The sequence below is a fragment of the Pseudomonas sp. NFACC32-1 genome, from assembly GCF_900101215.1.
Lineage (GTDB): Bacteria > Pseudomonadota > Gammaproteobacteria > Pseudomonadales > Pseudomonadaceae > Aquipseudomonas.
In genome coordinates this window covers 68,055-86,119 of record NZ_FMUL01000014.1, presented here as the reverse complement: position 1 = coordinate 86,119, position 18,065 = coordinate 68,055, and the positions used below count along the sequence as shown (strand labels likewise).

The 18,065-nt window shown below is 62.3% G+C and carries 16 protein-coding genes; 3 read left to right on the top strand and 13 right to left on the bottom strand.

What is annotated here, in order from left to right; translation table 11 throughout:
* Window positions 1–16: 16 nt before the first annotated feature.
* The 8 genes from BLP99_RS20330 to BLP99_RS20295 form a co-directional block, all read right to left on the bottom strand.
* Window positions 17–1,375, bottom strand: a complete 1,359-nt coding sequence (locus tag BLP99_RS20330; RefSeq protein ID WP_092181552.1) for an LLM class flavin-dependent oxidoreductase — start codon at window positions 1,373–1,375, stop codon at window positions 17–19.
* Window positions 1,375–2,568: an SfnB family sulfur acquisition oxidoreductase gene (locus BLP99_RS20325; protein WP_072397712.1), complete on the bottom strand. Its 1,194-nt coding sequence runs from the start codon at window positions 2,566–2,568 to the stop codon at window positions 1,375–1,377. The genes BLP99_RS20330 and BLP99_RS20325 overlap by 1 nt, the downstream gene beginning before the upstream one ends.
* Before the next feature lie 25 nt (window positions 2,569–2,593).
* Entirely contained in the window at window positions 2,594–3,835 is a 1,242-nt protein-coding gene (locus BLP99_RS20320; protein ID WP_092181549.1) for an SfnB family sulfur acquisition oxidoreductase, read from the bottom strand.
* Between the two features lie 301 nt (window positions 3,836–4,136).
* Window positions 4,137–4,907 carry a hypothetical protein gene (locus tag BLP99_RS20315; RefSeq protein WP_072397714.1) on the bottom strand — a complete coding sequence of 257 codons (771 nt, stop codon included), beginning with the start codon at window positions 4,905–4,907 and terminating at the stop codon, window positions 4,137–4,139.
* Between the two features lie 486 nt (window positions 4,908–5,393).
* On the bottom strand, window positions 5,394–6,155 hold the full coding sequence (tcyN, locus tag BLP99_RS20310) for an L-cystine ABC transporter ATP-binding protein TcyN (protein WP_072397715.1): 762 nt from the start codon (window positions 6,153–6,155) through the stop codon (window positions 5,394–5,396).
* Between the two features lie 3 nt (window positions 6,156–6,158).
* Window positions 6,159–6,824 carry a cystine ABC transporter permease gene (gene tcyL / locus BLP99_RS20305; protein WP_014336021.1) on the bottom strand — a complete coding sequence of 222 codons (666 nt, stop codon included), beginning with the start codon at window positions 6,822–6,824 and terminating at the stop codon, window positions 6,159–6,161.
* The gene (gene tcyJ / locus BLP99_RS20300; protein ID WP_072397716.1) at window positions 6,824–7,624 is read right to left on the bottom strand and encodes a cystine ABC transporter substrate-binding protein; all 801 of its coding nucleotides are present in this window, start codon (window positions 7,622–7,624) and stop codon (window positions 6,824–6,826) included. The genes tcyL and tcyJ overlap by 1 nt, the downstream gene beginning before the upstream one ends.
* A gap of 306 nt (window positions 7,625–7,930) precedes the next feature.
* Window positions 7,931–8,923: a D-cysteine desulfhydrase gene (locus BLP99_RS20295; RefSeq protein WP_072397780.1), complete on the bottom strand. Its 993-nt coding sequence runs from the start codon at window positions 8,921–8,923 to the stop codon at window positions 7,931–7,933.
* 519 nt (window positions 8,924–9,442) lie between these two features.
* Here BLP99_RS20295 and betT point away from each other — a divergent pair.
* On the top strand, window positions 9,443–11,404 hold the full coding sequence (betT, locus tag BLP99_RS20290) for a choline transporter BetT (RefSeq protein WP_168199088.1): 1,962 nt from the start codon (window positions 9,443–9,445) through the stop codon (window positions 11,402–11,404).
* A gap of 10 nt (window positions 11,405–11,414) precedes the next feature.
* On the opposite strand, the gene BLP99_RS20285 is transcribed toward betT, so the two are convergent.
* Window positions 11,415–12,155: an SDR family oxidoreductase gene (locus BLP99_RS20285; RefSeq protein ID WP_072459159.1), complete on the bottom strand. Its 741-nt coding sequence runs from the start codon at window positions 12,153–12,155 to the stop codon at window positions 11,415–11,417.
* 122 nt (window positions 12,156–12,277) lie between these two features.
* Here BLP99_RS20285 and BLP99_RS20280 point away from each other — a divergent pair, with 122 nt between their 5' ends.
* A complete protein-coding gene (locus BLP99_RS20280) occupies window positions 12,278–13,168 on the top strand; it encodes a LysR family transcriptional regulator (RefSeq protein ID WP_072431760.1) in 891 nt (296 codons plus the stop codon).
* Between the two features lie 132 nt (window positions 13,169–13,300).
* Window positions 13,301–14,338 (top strand): L-glyceraldehyde 3-phosphate reductase, encoded by a 1,038-nt coding sequence (gene mgrA, locus BLP99_RS20275; RefSeq protein WP_072431759.1) that lies wholly within the window; start codon window positions 13,301–13,303, stop codon window positions 14,336–14,338.
* 179 nt (window positions 14,339–14,517) lie between these two features.
* Here the strand turns inward: mgrA and tauD are convergent, their stop codons facing one another.
* The 4 genes from tauD to tauA are packed head-to-tail and all read right to left on the bottom strand — an operon-like array spanning window position 14,518 to window position 18,041.
* Window positions 14,518–15,360 carry a taurine dioxygenase gene (tauD, locus tag BLP99_RS20270; protein ID WP_072397721.1) on the bottom strand — a complete coding sequence of 281 codons (843 nt, stop codon included), beginning with the start codon at window positions 15,358–15,360 and terminating at the stop codon, window positions 14,518–14,520.
* A 48-nt stretch (window positions 15,361–15,408) separates the two neighbouring features.
* Window positions 15,409–16,248: a taurine ABC transporter permease TauC gene (gene tauC / locus BLP99_RS20265; RefSeq protein WP_072397722.1), complete on the bottom strand. Its 840-nt coding sequence runs from the start codon at window positions 16,246–16,248 to the stop codon at window positions 15,409–15,411.
* Complete coding sequence (gene tauB, locus BLP99_RS20260; protein WP_072397723.1) at window positions 16,245–17,039, bottom strand: taurine ABC transporter ATP-binding subunit; 795 nt, start codon at window positions 17,037–17,039, stop codon at window positions 16,245–16,247. Before tauB ends, tauC begins: the two co-directional genes overlap by 4 nt.
* Window positions 17,040–17,063: 24 nt before the next feature.
* Window positions 17,064–18,041: a taurine ABC transporter substrate-binding protein gene (tauA, locus tag BLP99_RS20255; RefSeq protein ID WP_072397724.1), complete on the bottom strand. Its 978-nt coding sequence runs from the start codon at window positions 18,039–18,041 to the stop codon at window positions 17,064–17,066.
* Between the last annotated feature and the right edge of the window lie 24 nt (window positions 18,042–18,065).

Genomic DNA, 18,065 nt, shown 5'->3' with positions numbered 1-18,065 from the left:
TCTCGGTCCGAACGGGTCAGTGTCGGTAGGTCGAACCGGTGTGTCGTTCGGGCAAATGCGCCCCCGTGCGGAACAGTTTTTCCCGAAGGGTGCCGTCGTCGTATTCGGTCTTGTACGACCCGCGTCGCTGCAGCTCGGGAATCACAAGGTCGATGAAATCCACATAGCTCTGGGGCGTCACGATGCGGGTCAGGTTGAAGCCATCCAGACCGGCCTCGGCGACCCAGGATTCCAGCTCGTCGGCCACCTGCCCGGGCGAACCGACCACGGTGATGTAGCGTCCCCCCAGGGCGTGTTGCTCCAGGAGCTTGCGCCGGGTCCAGTCGTTGGCCTGCAGGATCCGGGTGGCGGACTGGATGGCGTTGCTCTTCACGTACTGGATCGGCTCGTCCAGTTCATACCGGGAAAAATCGATGCCGGTCGACGCGGAAAAATGTGCGACCCCGGCCTCGGCACTGGCGTAGCCCAGGTACTGGGCATGTTTGGCCCAGGCTGCCGCTTCGGTCTCGCCGACAATCACGTTCAAGCCCATGAACACCTTGATGTCCTCGGGATTGCGCCCGGCCTGGACGGCGCTGGCGCGTACCTTGTCCACCTGCTTCCTGGTCGCGGCCTTGTCCTGGCCACTGATGAAGACACACTCGGCATGCCGCCCGGCGAACGCCAGGCCGCGCTCCGAACTGCCGGCCTGGAACAACACTGGCGTGCGCTGGGGCGACGGTTCGCACAGGTGATAGCCCTCGACCTGGTAGAACTCGCCCTGGTGCCGGACCTTGTGCACTTTTTCCGGTTGGGCGTAGATCCGCCGCTGCCGGTCGTTGAGCACCGCGTCGTTTTCCCAACTGCCTTCCCAGAGCTTGTAGAGCACTTGCAGGTATTCATCGGCCTGGTCGTAGCGGCGGTCATGTTCGACCTGGGCGGCCAGGCCCATGGCCCGGGCGGCGCTGTCCAGGTAGCCGGTGACGATGTTCCAGCCGACCCGGCCGCGACTCAGATGGTCGAGGGTGCTCATGCGCCGGGCGAACAGGTACGGCGGCTCATAGGTCAGGTTGGCGGTGAGGCCGAACCCCAGGTGGCGGGTGGCAGCCGCCATCGCCGAGACCAGCAGCAGGGGATCGTTCACCGGCAGCTGGATCGACTCCTTGAGGGTGACCTCCACCGATTGCTGGTAGACGTCGTAGACGCCCACCACATCGGCGATGAACAAGCCGTCGAACAACCCGCGCTCCAGCAGTTGTGCCAGGCCGGTCCAGTATTCGAGGGTGTTGTACTGGGTCGACGTGTCCTGAGGGTGAGTCCACAAGCCATGGTTGATGTGCCCGATGCAGTTCATGTTGAACGCATTGAGCAGGATCTTCTTCTTGCCCTGCGCCATCAGATGGTTCCTCGCAGCGGCGGTTTCTCATCGTTGAGGTAGAAATTGCCCACGGCGTGATATTTCCAGCGCACCGGGTCGTGGAGGGTGTGCACCCGGGCGTTGCGCCAGTGACGATCCAGGCCGTGTTCGACCAGGGTTGCCTGGCTGCCGGCCAGCTCGAACAATGTGCTACCGATGGCCAGGGAAACCTCGGTGCTGATGGCCCGGGCTTCAGCCACGGCAATCGAGGCCGCGGCGACCGTTTCGGCATGAGGGTCGGCCTGGGCCCGGTCGAGAAACTCGCCAGCGCGCTCCAGCAACGCCTCGGCGGCATGCAGGCGGCTGCCCAACTGGCCGAAGCTCTTGAGGGTGAGTGGATCTTCGGTGGCGATATCGCTGGTGGCATCGATCCACGGCCGGGTCTTGCTGCGGACAAAATGCAAGGCGTCTTCGTAAGCGGCGCGGGCGATGCCGGTATCGATCGCGGCGTGGAGGATCTGCGCCAGTGGACCGACCGGCGTGGGGCGCTCGAAGGCGCTCTGGAACGGCACGATGTCCTCGGCCTCGACCCAGACATCTTCGAACACCACCGAACCGCTGCCGGTGGTGCGCTGGCCGAAGCCGCTCCAGTCGTCGATGACCGACAGCCCCTTGCTGTCCCGCGGGACGAACGCCAACTGCTGCACGCCGTTTTCATCCACCACCGACGTGGGGATGCGCTGAGCGTAGATCGCTCCCGTGGCGTAGAACTTGCGCCCGTTGATGCGATAACCGCCGCCGTCGCGGCGCAGTTGGGTGGTGCGGTCGTGGGCAGTCCGGGTTCCGAGTTCCGCCAAGGCGTTGCCGAACCGCTGCCCGGCCAGCACTTCGGCGTAGAGGCGGCGTTTCTGCGCTTCGCTGCCGTTCACCCGCAGGACTTCCACCGCGTAGAAATGGTTTTGCGGAATCTGCCCCAGTGAGCCATCTGCCCGTGCGATCAGGGCCACCACCCTGGCCAGCGTGACACTGGAAACACCGGCGCCGCCATATTCCCGGGGTACGCTGATGCCCCACAGGCCGGAGCGGGAAAACGCCTCCAGTTCAGGGTAGGGCAGGCGGCGCTCGCGGTCGCGCAAGGCGCTGTCGCGCTTGAAATCTTCGGCCAGGTCGCTGGCGACGATCAGGGCTTGTTCGTCGCTGGTGATCACCGCGACGTGTTGGGAAAGCGTCATGTGCGTAACTCCAGAAGTCGGGTCGTCAGATCCAGGAATGCCGGGCCGGCAATGTGCCGTTCAGGTGGTAGGCGCCTATCGCGTGGTATTTCCAGCGCACCGGGTCATGCAGGGTGTGGACGCGCGCGTTGCGCCAGTGACGATCGAGGTTGAATTCGGCGAGGGTGGCGCGGCTGCCGGCCAGCTCGAACAGCTTTTCGCTGGCTTGCAGGGCGATTTCGGTGCTCAGCACCTTGGCTTCGGCCACGGCGATCGAAGCGCGGGCGGCCAGTGGCGTGGTGATGGGCGCGGCGCTGACCTGGTCCAGGACCTGGCCGGCCTTGCGCAGCAGGGCTTCGGCGGCGTGCAGGTCGATCTTCAACTTGCCGATGTCGGCGATGACATACGGATCGTCGCTGGCCCGCTCGACCTTGGCATCGATCCAGGGACGCGACCGTTCACGCACGAATGCAATGGCATCGTCGATGGCGCCACGGGCGATGCCGACGTCAATGGCCGCCTGGATCAGCTGCGAGATCGCGCCTTGTATGTTCGGGGTTTCGTTGATGCGCCAGTTATCGAGCACCAACTCGGCATCCACCCGTACGTTGTTCAGCAGCACGGTCCCGCTGGCCGTGGTGCGCTGGCCGAAACCCGACCAGTCGTCGACGATCCGCAGGCCGGGTGTGCCGCGCCGCACGAACGCCAATACCTGCCGGCCTTCGTCATCCAGTGCCTTGACCGCCACCCAGTGGGCAAACAGCGCGCCGGTGGAATAGAACTTCTGGCCATTGATGACAAAGCCATCGCCGTCGGCGGTAATCCGGGCCTTGAGTTCCAGGGTATTGCGCGTACCGCGTTCCGGCCCGGCGTTGCCAATGCGCCAGCCTTCGAGGACGCTCTGCAGGAGGATTTCCTTTTGCCGTGGCGTGCCGGTGCCGAGGATCAGTTGGAGCACACCGAACTGGTTCTGTGGAATCTGTCCCAGGGCCGGGTCAGCCGCAGAGATGATCGCGAAAACGTCGGCAAGGGTGACGAAGGAGACTTGCGGGCCACCATACTCGCGGGGGATGGAAATACTGCCCAGCCCGCTGCGGGTGAACTGTTCGATTTCCGACCAGGGCAGCTTGCGCTGTTGATCGCGCCGCGCGGCCTGCTGGCGAGCGACCTGGGCCAGATCATGGGCGGCCTTGATGGCCTCGGCATCGTTGCGCAGCACTTGTGCAGGCAACAGCAGTGGTGCGACGTCCAGATCGCTCTGGACCTTTGCTTGCGCCAGGTCAGACATCACAGCCGCTCCGTGGCGGCTGGCAGTGCCTTGGCGTTCTGCACCGGGGTGATTGTGTTCCGTACCATACCCACCTCACATTTCAGGAAAACGCCGCGATGAATGCGGCGGAAAAGAATGTCCGGTGGTCCGGTTCATATACCCTAAACGTGCGTAAATTATTTCTGAAATAACTTTTAGGGATATCAATAGAGTGGATTCGCCAAGTCGTCCTGGCGAGGGTTTATCTCGTGGCCCCATAGCCGCCCTGGTCGGGGTGCTACATAACCTTGTGCAGATACTTCCCTCGCCAGTCGGGGGATCAGGGTCTGTGGCGGCGCGGTTCAGCGGCCCGGAGAGGTTCCGTCGGCGCTTGCTTCGGATAGAGACTGGTGCAACCGATCTTCAACGTGCGGGGTGGCGCCCAATGGGAATTGTTGCCTACCCGGTCGAGGATGCAGTAGGTGACCTCCAGGCGCAGGTCTTCTCCCGCTTCGAGGATGATGTGGGGCGGCACCCAGATGTTGATCGGCTGACCTACCTCGCCTGGCTTGACCCGGGGCAGGTCCATGCGCACATCGCCCCAGCGCAGGGTAATCGCATCGTCGGCGGCCATGTTCAGGTAGGGTTCGATGGTCAGCGGGACGCCGCGCTTGATCTGGCTCGGGTTCACGCCCTGGCGTCGGATGGTGCCCGGTATGCGTACCGGCGCCAGCCCCTGGTTCTCATCGCCACTCAGGGCCGAAGGCTGACCCCCGGGACAATCGAGCTTGGCCTGGACCCGCAGCGTTGCCGACAGCGCCGGCCCGCGCCCGACCCGCATGACGCGGTAGTGGACCTGTGAGGTTCCATTGACGATGAAGCTCTCCGGCACTCGCAACCTGACACAGTCGTGCAGGTCGGCTTCGGCCAGCAGGCGGGAGCCAACGTAGCAGTTGTCCCAGAACAATTCGATCAAGTCACCGGCATCCATGCCGGGAGAAGCAGCGATGGCGACCTCCAGGCGAGCAGCGCTGGCGAGGTTGATACCGGCACGGTTGGCATTGGCCAGGGAGGGCGCGGCCAGTTCGGGAAGATTCGACGTACATGTCATGGTGTTCTCCTTGATACCTGCTAAACGAAATCCGTTTCGGAAAAATCAAAGGCTTTTCTGATCACGACATAATTTTTATTGCGGTCACGACCGGTCCCTTCGGTTCCATTGCCGCAAAGAATTAAATAATGTCCAGCGCCTGTTGGGTTCTAGATAAAGGTCCGATAGTTGTCGTGTCAATAGAGGTGTTTATCCATTAATTAATTATGTGAGGCTTCAGAAATATCCTACGCGACGATGGCAGCAATAAGCGGAGCGAAGTTGCCTTTTCCTCGGGGATGGCGCAGGCCTAGGCATGAGGAAGGTCACGGATTGAGGAAGTAGATCGCGGGAAGTCGTGGCGAAATATAGATAGTTGGCGCGCAGCTTATAACCGGTGTGGCAAGGCTAAGTTGCAACTTTTTGCGTTGCAGGCAAGGGCGGGGTTTGCTTGTCAGTCATTGGATCGAACTTCCATCCCTGGAAGTAACGACGAGTTTCGATGGATTATTGGGCGATGCGCCCGTCAGCAAGAAACTTGCTCAGGAACTGGCGCGTCCGTTCTTCCTTCGGAGCGGCGAACAGGGCCTTGGCTTCGCCTTGTTCCACGATCACGCCCTTGTCGAAAAATACCACGCGGTTCGCCACGTCCCGGGCGAAGCCCATTTCGTGGGTCACGATGACCATGGTGCGTTTTTCTTCGGCCAGGCCGCGAATGGTCGCCAATACTTCGCCCACCAGTTCCGGATCGAGGGCCGAGGTCGGCTCGTCGAACAGAATCACTTGCGGCTCCATCGCCAGTGCCCGGGCAATGGCCACTCGCTGCTGCTGTCCACCGGAGAGCCGGCGCGGATAAGCGTCTTCCTTGCCCGCCAGGCCGACCTTGGCCAGGAGTCTGCGACCCAGGGCTTCGGCGTCGGCACGAGGAACCTTCTTGACCACAATCGGACCCTCGGTGACGTTCTCCAGGGCCGTGCGATGCGGGAACAGGTTGAAGTTCTGGAACACGAAGCCCACCTGCTGGCGCAATCGCCGCACCAGGCCCTGTTGCTGGTTCAATGGACGGCTGCCGTCGATTTCAATGTCGCCGACCTTGATCCGACCACTGCTGGGCTCCTCGAGGAAGTTCAGGCAGCGCAGGAAGGTCGTCTTGCCGGAGCCGCTGGGGCCGATGATCGCAACCACCTCGCCTTCTTCGATCTTCAGGTCGATGCCGTTGAGTACCACCTGACCCTTGAACTGCTTTGTCAGTTTTTCCACGACAATCATGGCTCAGGACTCCTGGTCATGCCGATTTACCCGGGCTTCCAGGACGTTCTGCAGGTGCGAGAGCACACTGGCCAGAACCCAATAGATCAGCGCGGCGGCAAGGTACATGGTGAAGATTTCGAAGGTTCGCGCGGTGATCAACTGCGCCTGGCGGAACAGCTCCGGAACCTGGATGGTCGCCGCCAGCGCGGTGTCCTTGACCAGGGAAATGAAGCTGTTGCCCAGCGGAGGCAGGGCCGTGCGTGCGGCTTGGGGCAGGATGGCCCGGCGCAGGGTCTGCGCGCGGGTCATACCGATGCTCGCCGCCGCTTCCCACTGGCCGCGCTCGATGGAGCTGATGGCGGCCCGCAGGATTTCACACGCATAGGCAGCCATGTTCAGCGAGAAACCGATCAGGGCTGCGGGCAGCGGATCCAGCTCGATGCCCAGTTGCGGCAACCCGTAATAGATCACGAACAACTGCACCAGCAACGGCGTGCCACGAAAGAACGACACGTAGATGCGGGCGATCCAGTTCACCAGCTTGAAGCGCGACAGGCGCATCAGCGCCAGGCCGAACCCCAGCAGCAGGCCGAAAAACATGCCACCCAGGCTGAGGATGACCGTGTAATACGCGCCCTTGAGCAAAAAGGGCGCGGAGTCCAGTGCGAGTTGAAGAGCTGCTTCCATTATTTCGTGACGTCAGCGCTGAAGTATTTTTCAGAGAGCTTCTTCAGCGTACCGTCGGCGCGCAGTTTCTCGATGGCCTTGTTCACGGCAGCCAACAGTTCAGGCTCGCCTTTGCGCAGGGCGATACCGGCTTCCTGGCGGGAGAAGGCTTCGCTGGTGACGGTGGTGTCCTTGGCTTTCTTGGCGTATTCCAATGCGGCCAGACGGTCGATCAGGATGGTATCGATACGGCCGACGCGCAGGTCCTGGAACTTGGTGGGGTCGTCATCGTAGGTTTTGACCTGGGCGCCGGGTACTTCAGCTTTTACCCACTGCTCGTAATTGGTGCCCAGGCCCACGCCGACTTTTTTACCGTCCAGGTCAGCGGCCTTCTTGATGTTCAGCTCGTCGGCTTTCTTGGTCAGTACCAGCGCTTGAATCCCGGAAACGGTGTAAGGCTCGGAGAAGTCGTATTTTTTCTTGCGTTCCTCGGAGATGGTTACCTGGTTGACCACAGCGTCCAGCCGCTTGGACTCCAGCGCCGCGAGGATGCCGGCCCATGGAGTCGTCTGCAGCTTGACCTTCACGCCCAGTTCCTTGGCCAGCGCTTCGGAAAACTCCACTTCGAAGCCGGTCAGTTTGCCGCTGTCATCAACGAAGCTGAACGGTGGATAAGTGCCTTCCAGGCCGATCTTGATTTCACCGGCATCCTTGATTTTCTGCAGTTGCTCACCGGCAACCGCTTGCCCCAGCAGCCCGGCGCTCAATGCCAGGCCCAGCGAACCCACCAACAGGTTGCGACGTAATGCGGAAAAATTCATGACAAGCCCCTGTGTTTTCTTATGAACAGATATTTTGGCTGAGATAAGGCGTAGCCGCGATTCGAGAAGGTTGCCACATCCTGCCTCAAAGCAACCTGGGCGTCTCGCGGCAAATGCGCCTGCGGCGAGACTATAAGTTGGCTTTTATAGATTGGAAAATAATATTAAATCAACCCTATATGCCTGTTTGGAATTTATCCCGGTGAGAGCGAGCTTGTTCGCCAGCGCAGTGGATCAGCCCAGTTCCAATCAACTGACACACCCTCATCGCGAGCAAGCTCGCTCCCATTGAGGGTTTCCATATCTTCAGAACACTGCGTCATAGGCAAACAACGCCGGTGCGCCACCGGTGTGCAGGAAGATGATAGGGCCGTCGTCGAAACGGTCGCGGCCAATGCCGTCGAGCAGGCCGGCCATGGCCTTGCCGGTATAGACCGGGTCCAGCAAGAGGCCTTCCTGGCTGGCCAGCAACTTGATCGCCGCCAATGTGCCGGCATTCGGCTCACCGTAGCGAGGGGCGAAATACTCGTCCCAGAGGTTTACCTTGAAGGCCTCCGGAAGCGCCACATCGAGCAGTTGGGCGACGCCTTCGGCGAGCCCCTGGACCTTGGGGAACTGATCCTCTTCGCTGCGCGAAACCGTCACGCCGACCACGGGGAGCTCCGGCAGGGCCTGGCTCAAGGCCAGGGCCAGGCCGCTGTGGGTGCCGGCGCTGCCCGAGGCCAGTACCACGGCGGCGAACGTCAGACCGGTGTCCTTGATCTGCTCGGCCAGTTCCAGGCCCGCGCGCACATAGCCCAGCGCACCCAAGGCATTGGATCCGCCTATCGGAACCAGGTACGGCTTCTTGCCATTGCTGCGCAGGCGGGCAGCCAGGGCCTGCAGTTGCTCGTCGGCGTTGTCCAGGTTATCCACCAGTTCCACCTTGGCGTCGAACAGCTCCAGCAGCAGCCGGTTGCCGTTGCCCAGGTAATTGCTGTCCTGGCTGTCGATGGGGTTTTCCAACAGCGCGACGCAACCCAGGCCCAGCCTGGCCGCCAACGCAGCGGTCTGACGCACATGGTTGGACTGGATCGCGCCGCCGGTAATGAGGGTGTCGGCACCTTGGGCCAAGGCATCGGCGGCCAGGTATTCGAGCTTGCGCAGCTTGTTGCCGCCCAGGGCCAGGGGCGTCAGGTCGTCGCGCTTGATATAGACGTCCCGTCCGAGCCAGGTGGAGAGGCGGTCGAGTTTTTCCAGCGGTGTCGGATGGCTGAGCAGGTCGAGACGGTTAAAGCGAGACAGCTGTTCTTTGATCATGAGTCCGTACTGGTTGTAGGCGATGTCTGGACTATAGGCACGCCGATATTCAGGGGCAACCGGCAATCATTTGTTCTCAAGTAAACCGGCGCGGAATTGGGGACTCGAATGATTTGCGAGCGCCGAAAAACCTGTGTGAGCGAGCTGGCTCGCGATAGCGGTGGTTCAGTGGGCCTCTGTATTGACTGACAGACCGCCATCGCGAGCCAGCTCGCTCCCACAGGGAGTTGTGTTTGGCAGTAGGCACATGTCTTTTGAGCACTGAACGAATGCTCGCCAGGCAACGTCATACCCTCCCGTAGGCTAGCGTAGGAAGGATGCCGTTGAGCCCTGCGATTAGTCCTTAGCTGCCTATTCATGTTTAACTTGAACGTTCATTCAAGTTAAACCGTCGGTTTGCTGCCCGCTCACAACAGGAGGCTTGCCTTTGCCGAGTCCGTATTCCACTGCCATCCTTTCGCTGTCCGGGGTGCTTCGTTCATGAGTGCCTCGTCCCTTCCACCCAGCGGCCTGGTCCGCATGAACCCGCCGGTCTTTTACTTCGCCGCGACCTTTATCCTGCTGTTTGGCCTGGTGGTGATTGCCATACCCACCCAGGCCGGCGCCTGGCTCCTGGCGGCGCAGAACTGGGCGGCCAACACGGTCGGCTGGTATTACTTGTTGGCGATGACCCTGTATCTGGTCTTCGTGGTGGTCACCGCCTTGTCCGGCTACGGCAAGATCAAGCTCGGTGCCGACCACGACGAACCCGAATTCAGTTATCTGTCATGGGCCGGCATGCTGTTCGCCGCCGGCATCAGCATCACGTTGTTCTTCTTCTGCGTTTCCGAGCCGCTGACGCACATGGTGCAGCCGCCTCAGGGCGAGGCCGGTACCGCCCAGGCGGCGCGCCAGGCCATGCAGATCCTGTTCCTGCACTGGGGCCTGCATGGTTGGGGCGTCTTCGCATTCGTCGGCATGGCCCTGGCGTATTTCGCCTACCGCCACAACCTGCCGCTGGCCCTGCGTTCGGCGCTGTACCCGCTGATCGGCAAACGCATCAATGGGCCCATCGGCTACGCCGTGGATGGCTTCGGCATCATTGCCACCGTGTTCGGCCTTGGCGCGGACATGGGCTTCGGTGTGCTGCATCTCAATTCCGGGCTCGACTACCTGTTCGGCATCGCCCACACCCAATGGATCCAGGTCGGCCTGATCGTGCTGATGATGGGCGCGGCGATCATTGTGGCGGTGGCCGGTGTCGACAAGGGCGTGCGCGTCATGTCCGACATCAACATGCTGCTGGCCTGCGCCCTGCTGTTGTTCGTGCTCTTCGCCGGACCCACCCAGCACCTGCTCAATACCTTGATCCAGAATGTGGGCGATTACCTTGGCGCCTTGCCGATGAAGAGTTTCGACCTCTACGCCTATGACGAGCCCAGCGACTGGCTGGGGGGCTGGACGGTGTTCTACTGGGCCTGGTGGATTGCGTGGTCACCCTTCGTGGGGCTGTTCATCGCACGGATTTCCCGCGGCCGCACCATTCGTGAGTTCGTCTTCGGTGTTCTGCTGATTCCCTTGGGCTTCACCCTGGCGTGGATGTCGATCTTCGGCAACAGCGCCATCGACCAGGTGCTCAACCACGGCATGAGTGCCCTGGGCATGTCGGCCCTGGAAAACCCCTCGATGAGCCTTTACCTGCTGCTGGAAACCTACCCGTGGAGCAAGACGGTCATCGCGGTCACGGTGTTTATCAGCTTCGTGTTCTTCGTCACGTCCGCCGACTCCGGTACCGTGGTGCTTTCGACGCTCTCGGCCAAGGGGGGCAACCCCGATGAAGACGGGCCGAAATGGCTGCGGGTGTTCTGGGGGGCGATGACCGCCCTGGTGACCAGTGCGCTGTTGTTTTCCGGCAGTATCGATGCCCTTAAATCGGCGGTGGTGCTCACGTCATTGCCTTTCTCCCTGATTCTGCTGTTGATGATGTGGGGCCTGCACAAGGCGTTTTTCCTCGAGTCCCAGAAAAAGATCGCCCAGATGCATTCCCTGGCGCCGGTGTCGGGCTCACGCCGGGGCAAGGGCGGTTGGCGGCAACGCTTGAGCCAGGCTGTGCATTTCCCGTCCCGCGATGAGGTCTACCGTTTCCTCGACAGCACGGTGCGTCCGGCCGTCGAGGAGGTGAAAGCGGTGTTCGCCGAAAAAGGCCTGACCGTGCTGACCCCTCCAGACCTGGCCAATGACTGCGTCAGCCTGGAAATCGGCCATGGCGAGCAGCATCCGTTCATCTACCAGGTGCAGATGCGTGGCTACTTCACACCCTCCTTCGCCCGGGGCGGCATGGGTTCCAAGGAACTCAACAACCGGCGCTACTACCGTGCCGAAGTGCACCTGAGCGAAGGCAGCCAGGACTACGATCTGGTGGGCTATTCCAAGGAACAGGTGATCAACGACATCCTCGACCAGTACGAACGGCACATGCAGTTCCTGCACCTGGTGCGTTGATTGCCGGGCCTCACACCAGGCCGCCGTTGGCGCGCAGCACCTGCCCGTTGACCCAGTCGGCGGCGGGGCTCGCCAGGAAGGAGACGATACGGGCGATGTCTTCCGGCTGGCCGAGTCGCTCCAGGGGCGGCATCTTGGCGTAGTGCTGGATCTGCTCCTCGCTCTTGCCGTGCATGAACAGCTCGGTGGCGACCGGGCCGGGAGCGATGGCATTGACCGTGATCTGCCGGCCCCGCAGCTCCTTGGCGAACACCTGGGTCAGGGACTCCACGGCGGCCTTGCTGGCGATGTACACCGAGTAACCGGGCAGATTGAGGCCCACGGTGCTGCTGGAAAAATTCACGATCCGACCGCCATCGTTCAGGCGGGTCGCGGCTTCGCGAAGCGTGTTGAAGGTGCCTCGGGTATTGATGGCGAAGGTCTGCTCGAACAGTTCGTCGCTGTGCTGTGCCAGCGGCAAGACCTGCAGGATACCGGCGTTATTGACCAGCAGGTCGACCTTGCCCAGGTGTGTTTCGGTCTCATCGAACATCCGCCGGACATCGGCGGCGCATGACACATCGGCCTTGATCGCGAGGGCCTGGTGACCTGCCTGGCGCAGCTGCACCACCAGCTTCGAGGCTTCGATGGCATTGTTGGCGTAGTTGATGGCGACGGCGAATCCGTCTTCAGCCAGTTGCCTGGCGACTTGCGCACCGATTCCCCGGGAAGCTCCGGTCACAATGGCCACCTTGGATGTCTGTCGGATCATGGCTGCGTTCCTCGATAGAAGTGGATGAGAGGAAGATTCACATGTTTACTCTCGGCGATAAATGCAGGAGAGTTGCCGTAACTGTTCAAGAATGACCAACAATCAAGGCTTGGAAAAACACCATGGATCAAGTCAAGGCCATGCGGGTATTCGTGCGCATCTATGAGCGCAGCAGCTTTACCCTGGCCGCCGAAGACCTGAACCTGCCCCGCGCGACGCTGACCCATACCCTCAATCAGTTCGAAGCCTGGCTAGGTGTGCGCCTGATGGAGCGCAGTACCCGCAAGGTGCGGCCGACCCTCGATGGCGAAGCCTATTACCCTCGCTGCGTGCAGTTGCTGGCGGAGCTGGAGGAGGCCGAGCTGGCCTTTCGCAGCGTGGCGCCCAAGGGCAAGCTGCGGGTGGACCTGCATGGAACCCTGGCCCGGAGTTTCGTGATCCCGGCGCTGCCGCAGTTCATGGCCCGCTACCCTGACATCGAGCTGTCCATCAGCGAGGCCGATCGTTTCGTCGACCTGATCGCCGAGGGTGTCGATTGCGTGTTGCGGGCGGGCACGCTGGGGGACTCGTCGTTGATCGGTCGCCGCGTCGCCAGCCTGCGGCAGATCACCTGCGCCAGCCCCGCCTACTTGCGCCAGTACGGCGAGCCGAAAAACCTGGACGACTTGAGTCGGCACCGGGCGGTGAACTACCTGTCGCGCACCACCGGCAAACTGTACCCGTTCCAGTTCATGGTCGAGGGTGAGCTCAAGGAGGTAGCCATCGATGGCGCGCTTTCGGTGTTCGGCGCCGAAATCTACGCGGCCTCGGCCATTGCCGGCTTGGGCCTGATCCAATGCCCGCGCTATCGGATGCAAACCCAGCTCGAGCAGGGGCTGGTCCAGGAAATTCTCCCCGCGACCCCACCGCCGCCCATGCCGGTGTCGGTGCTTTATCCTCACAACCGTCACCTGTCACCCAGGGTGCGGGTGTTTGTGGATTGGCTGGCCGAGGTGTTTGCCCAGGCGCGGTAACGTGCTCTGGTTTTCCTGGCACTGCTTCCACAACCATGCGAACTTTCAAGCTGATCGATACGTCTGTGCAATATCGGCTTCTGCCATCCGTACCCACCTTCCGAACCCTTCGTCCGAATAGAGAGCCTTTCGATGACCTACATCGCCGCCGAAAACCGCTATGAGTCCATGCCATATCGTCGCGTCGGCCGCAGTGGCCTGGTGCTGCCGGCATTGTCACTGGGGTTGTGGCACAACTTCGGCGACAGCACGCCTATCGACACCCAACGGGCGTTGTTGCGTACGGCGTTCGACCTGGGTATCAACCATTTCGACCTGGCGAACAACTACGGCCCGCCCTACGGCAGTGCCGAAATCAATTTCGGACGGTTGCTGCGCGAAGATTTCAAGCACTACCGCGATGAGCTGATCATCTCCAGCAAGGCCGGTTGGGACATGTGGCCCGGACCCTATGGGCAGGGTGGTGGCTCTCGCAAGTACGTGCTGGCGAGCCTTGACCAGAGCCTGCAGCGCCTGGGGCTGGATTATGTGGACATCTTTTATTCCCACCGCTTCGACCCCGACACACCGCTGGAAGAAACCGCCAGTGCACTGGCCACCGCGGTGCAACAGGGCAAGGCATTGTATGTCGGCATCTCTTCGTATTCCGGCGTGAAGACCCGGGAAATGGCTGCGCTGCTCAAAGAGTGGAAAGTCCCGCTGCTGATCCATCAACCGGCCTACAACCTGCTCAATCGCTGGGTAGAGAAAGACCTGCTGGATGCCACCGACGAGCTCGGCACCGGTGTGATTGCCTTTACGCCCCTGGCCCAGGGGCTGTTGACCGACAAATACCTCAAGGGCATTCCGGCGGACGCGCGGGTCAACCGTCCGGGTGGCGGTTCGTTGCAGGCCTCGCATTTATCGGAAGAGAACATCGCCCATGTGCGCGCCCTCAACGAGATCGCCCAGCGGCGCGGCCAGAGCCTGGCGCAGATGGCCCTGGCCTGGACCCTGCGGGACGCGCGGGTGACCTCCGCCCTGATCGGCGCCAGCCGGCCGGAGCAGATCATCGAGAATGCCGGTGCCTTGCAGAACCTGAACTTCAGCGCCGAAGAACTGGCCGAGATCGATCGGTTTGCCCAGGAAGGCGGGATCAATCTTTGGGAAAAGCCATCGTCAGCCGAGTAACCCTTCCAGTACGGCGAACATACACCCCTGTGGCGAAGGGATTTATCCCCGCTGGATGCGAAGCAGCCCCAGGGACAGCTGAGCACGGCCTGCCTTTGAGATCGTGCATGCAGGTTTGAGGGCCGCTACGCGGCCCAGCGGGGTAAATCCCCTCGCCACAAAGGCGATTGCGTCGCTGTTCAGCGAAAAAACGGCACATCCCCCAACACCGTCGCCCGGTGCATCACACGCCGGGCCGGACGGTAGTCATCCACAGCGAAATGCTGGGTCACACGGTTGTCCCAGAAAGCCACGTCGTTGACCTGCCAGCGCCAGCGAAGGGTAAATTCGGGCCGTGTGGCGTGGGCGAACAACAGTTTCAGGATCACCTCGCTTTCGGTCTCCGACAGTTCGTTGATGCGCGTGGTGAAACCTTCATTGACGAACAACGAGCGCCGCCCGCTCACCGGGTGAGTGCGGATCACCGGGTGCGAGAGCGGTGGATTCCTGCGCCGTGCCTGTTCCCAGCGGGCCAGGTCTTGCGCAGTGTTGCCAAAGCGTTCCAGGGGAAACGAACGGGTGAAATCGTGGGTCGCCGTGAGCCCTTCCAGCAAGCGCTTCAAAGGTGTCGACAAGGCTTCGTAGGCCGCGATACCGCTGGCCCATAACGTATCGCCGCCGAACGGCGGCAGCAGCTTGGCACTGAGCACCGCGCCCATGGCGGGTGTCGGCAGGAAGGTCACGTCGGTGTGCCAGATGGCATTGTCGCGAACATCGGTGACGGCCGTGTCGAGCACCAGCACTTCGGGCTGCGTCGGCACGTTGGGGTAGATCGGATGGATGTGCAGGTCGCCGAAATACGCGGCGAACCGTGCCTGTTGTGGCGGTTCGATCGGTTGGTCGCGAAAGAACAGCACCTGGTGCTCCAGCAGTGCCTGGCCGATGATCTCGCGGTGCTGCGGGCCCAGGGGCTGGCTGATGTCGATCCCGCTGATCTGCGCGCCGAGGGCGGTGCTCAAAGGGGTGATGGTCGGGCTATTCATTGCAGGGTCTCGTTCCGGGCGCCGAATGGTCAGCGTGGTCAATGGGCGTCAATGGGTCTGGCCGTGCCACGGCACCAGCTTGCGTTGCAGGGCGCGCAGGCTCATCTCCATGGTGAAGGCGATCAGCGCGATCACCAGGATTCCCAGGACCACCACATCGGTCACCAGGAACTGCGCCGCCGACTGCACCATGAACCCCAGGCCGCTGGTGGCGGCGATCAGTTCGGCGGCCACCAGGGTGGACCAGCCCACGCCCAGGCCGATGCGGACGCCGGTGAGAATGTCCGGCAGGGCACTGGGCACGATCACATGGCGGAGCAATTGGGTGCGCGTAGCGCCCAGGGACTGCGCTGCGCGTATCTTCGCCGGGTCGACGGTGCGAACCCCCGTGGCGGTGGCGATGGCAATCGGGGCGAAGATCGCCAGGTAGATCAACAGCACTTTCGACAGCTCACCGATGCCGCACCAGATCACGATCAATGGCAGGTAAGCCAGGGGCGGAATCGGCCGGTAGAACTCGATCAACGGGTCCAGTACGCCGCGTGCCGCGCGGCTGGTGCCGATGGCGATGCCCACCGGCACCGCCGTGAGCACTGCCAACAGCAGGCCCAGGCCGATCCGCCCAAGGCTTGCCCCCAGGTGTTGCCAGAGCGTGGCGTCCATGTAGCCGCTGGTCACCAGTAGCCAGCCTTTTTGCAGCACGGCGCAAGGCGGTGGCAGAAACAGAGGCTCGATCAGTCCGCTGGCGGTGACCGCCCACCAGAGCAGCAGCAACGCTGCCAGGGTCAGGCCGCTGATCCATCGCGTGCTCAAGCGAGGCCTTGAACCCCTGGACGAGGCCTGGGGCGCAGGGCGGCTGATCACGGCTGGAATTTCATAGCTGCTCATGCGCGCTCCTGTGGCCGGACGGCGCTGCGTTGGGAAAACACCTTGGCGAGGACGTGCTCCCGGGTTTCGATAAAGCGCGGATCGGACTTGATCGACCGCGCCGATTCCCCGGCTCCATAGCGCCGTCCGAAATCGAGGCTCAGGCGCTCGACGATCTGCCCGGGGTTGGGTGCCAGCAGAATCAGGTCGGTGGCGAGAAAGACCGCTTCTTCGATGTCATGGGTAATCAGGAACACGGGTTTGGCAGCGCGCTGCCAGACTTGCAGTAGCAGTTCCTGCATCTGCTCGCGGGTAAAGGCATCCAGCGCGCCGAAGGGTTCGTCCATCAGCAGCAGGCGAGGATCGGCCGCCAGCGCACGGGCCAGGCCGACGCGTTGTTTCTGCCCCCCGGAAAGTTGCCAGATACGGCGTCGTTCGAAACCGGCCAGGTCTACCAGGGCGAGCATTTCGCGAGCGCGGGCTTCGCGCTCTGCCTTGGCGACACCGGCCAGTTCCAGGCCGAACCCGACGTTGGCCAGTACGTCTTGCCAGGGCAACAAGGCGTCATCCTGGAACACCACGCCGCGTTCGGCTCCCGGCCCCGAGACCGGCACGCCGTCCAGGGTGATCTGCCCGGCGCTGGGCTCGACGAAACCGGCGATCAGGTTCAGCAGTGACGTCTTGCCACTGCCGGACGGGCCGAGGGCAACCAGCAGCTGTTGCGGTCCCAGGTCCAGCGATATGTCCGCCAGTACCGGTTCCGCCGCGCCGGGGTACTGTGCGCTGATGCGCTCCAGTTGTAGCAAGGCCATCGCGATGACTCCTTTGCTGGCGGATCAATGAGGAATGTATTTGGCGCTGACGAAGGGCGTGTAGTCCGGCAGCACAGCCTCCACCTTGCCTTGCTCCTTGAGGAACGCGGCGGTCTTGGCGATGGCCTGGGTAGTCGGTGCGCCGAGGCTCACGACCTGGTCGGCCGCCAGTGGGAATACGTTGCCTTGCAGCAGGAGCGGGATGTCGCTGGCCTTGGCGCCGGAGAGCTTCACCAGCTTATCGACGTTGGACGTGTCGGCCAGCCAGGCTTGTGGGTCCTTGCGGTACTGGGAGTAGGCATCCAGGGTGACCTTGGCGAAGGCGGTCACGATCTCGGGATGCTGCCTGGCGAAGTCCTTGCGCACGATCCAGGCGTCGAAGGTCGGCGCGCCGAACCTGGCCAGTTCGGCGGAAGTGATCAGCACCTTGCCGTTTTCCTTGGCCACGCCCAGGGCCGGGTCCCAGACGTAGGTGGCATCGATGTCGCCGCGCTTCCAGGCAGCGATGATGGCCGGTGGCGCGAGGTTCAGGATGGTGACTTTCGAGGGGTCGATGTTCCAGTGTTTCAGGGCGGCGAGTAGGCTGTAATGGCCGGTGGACACGAACGGCACGGCGATCTTCTTGCCGACCAGATCCTGCGCAGTGCTGATGCCGGCGCCATCACGCACCACCAAGGCTTCGGCCGCGCCGATCTGCGTGGCGATAAGGAAGGTTTCTACCGGTACCTGGCGGGACACCGCCGCCGTCAGTGGGCTGGAACCCAGGTAGCCGATCTGGACATCACCGGAAGCGATGGCGGCAATGACATCGGCGCCATTGTCGAATTTGCGCCAGTCGATCCTGGCCTGGGTGGCTTTCTCGTAGGTGCCGTCTGCCTGGGCAACCTTGGCCGGATCGACGGTGGTCTGGTAGGCGACGGTCAGGTCGGCCGCCTGGGCAAAGAGGCTGGTGGCGGCCAGGGAGACGGCCGCGAAAAGAATACGGGGGAAACGCAATGCCATGGGAAAGCTCCTCAAACAGGCGGC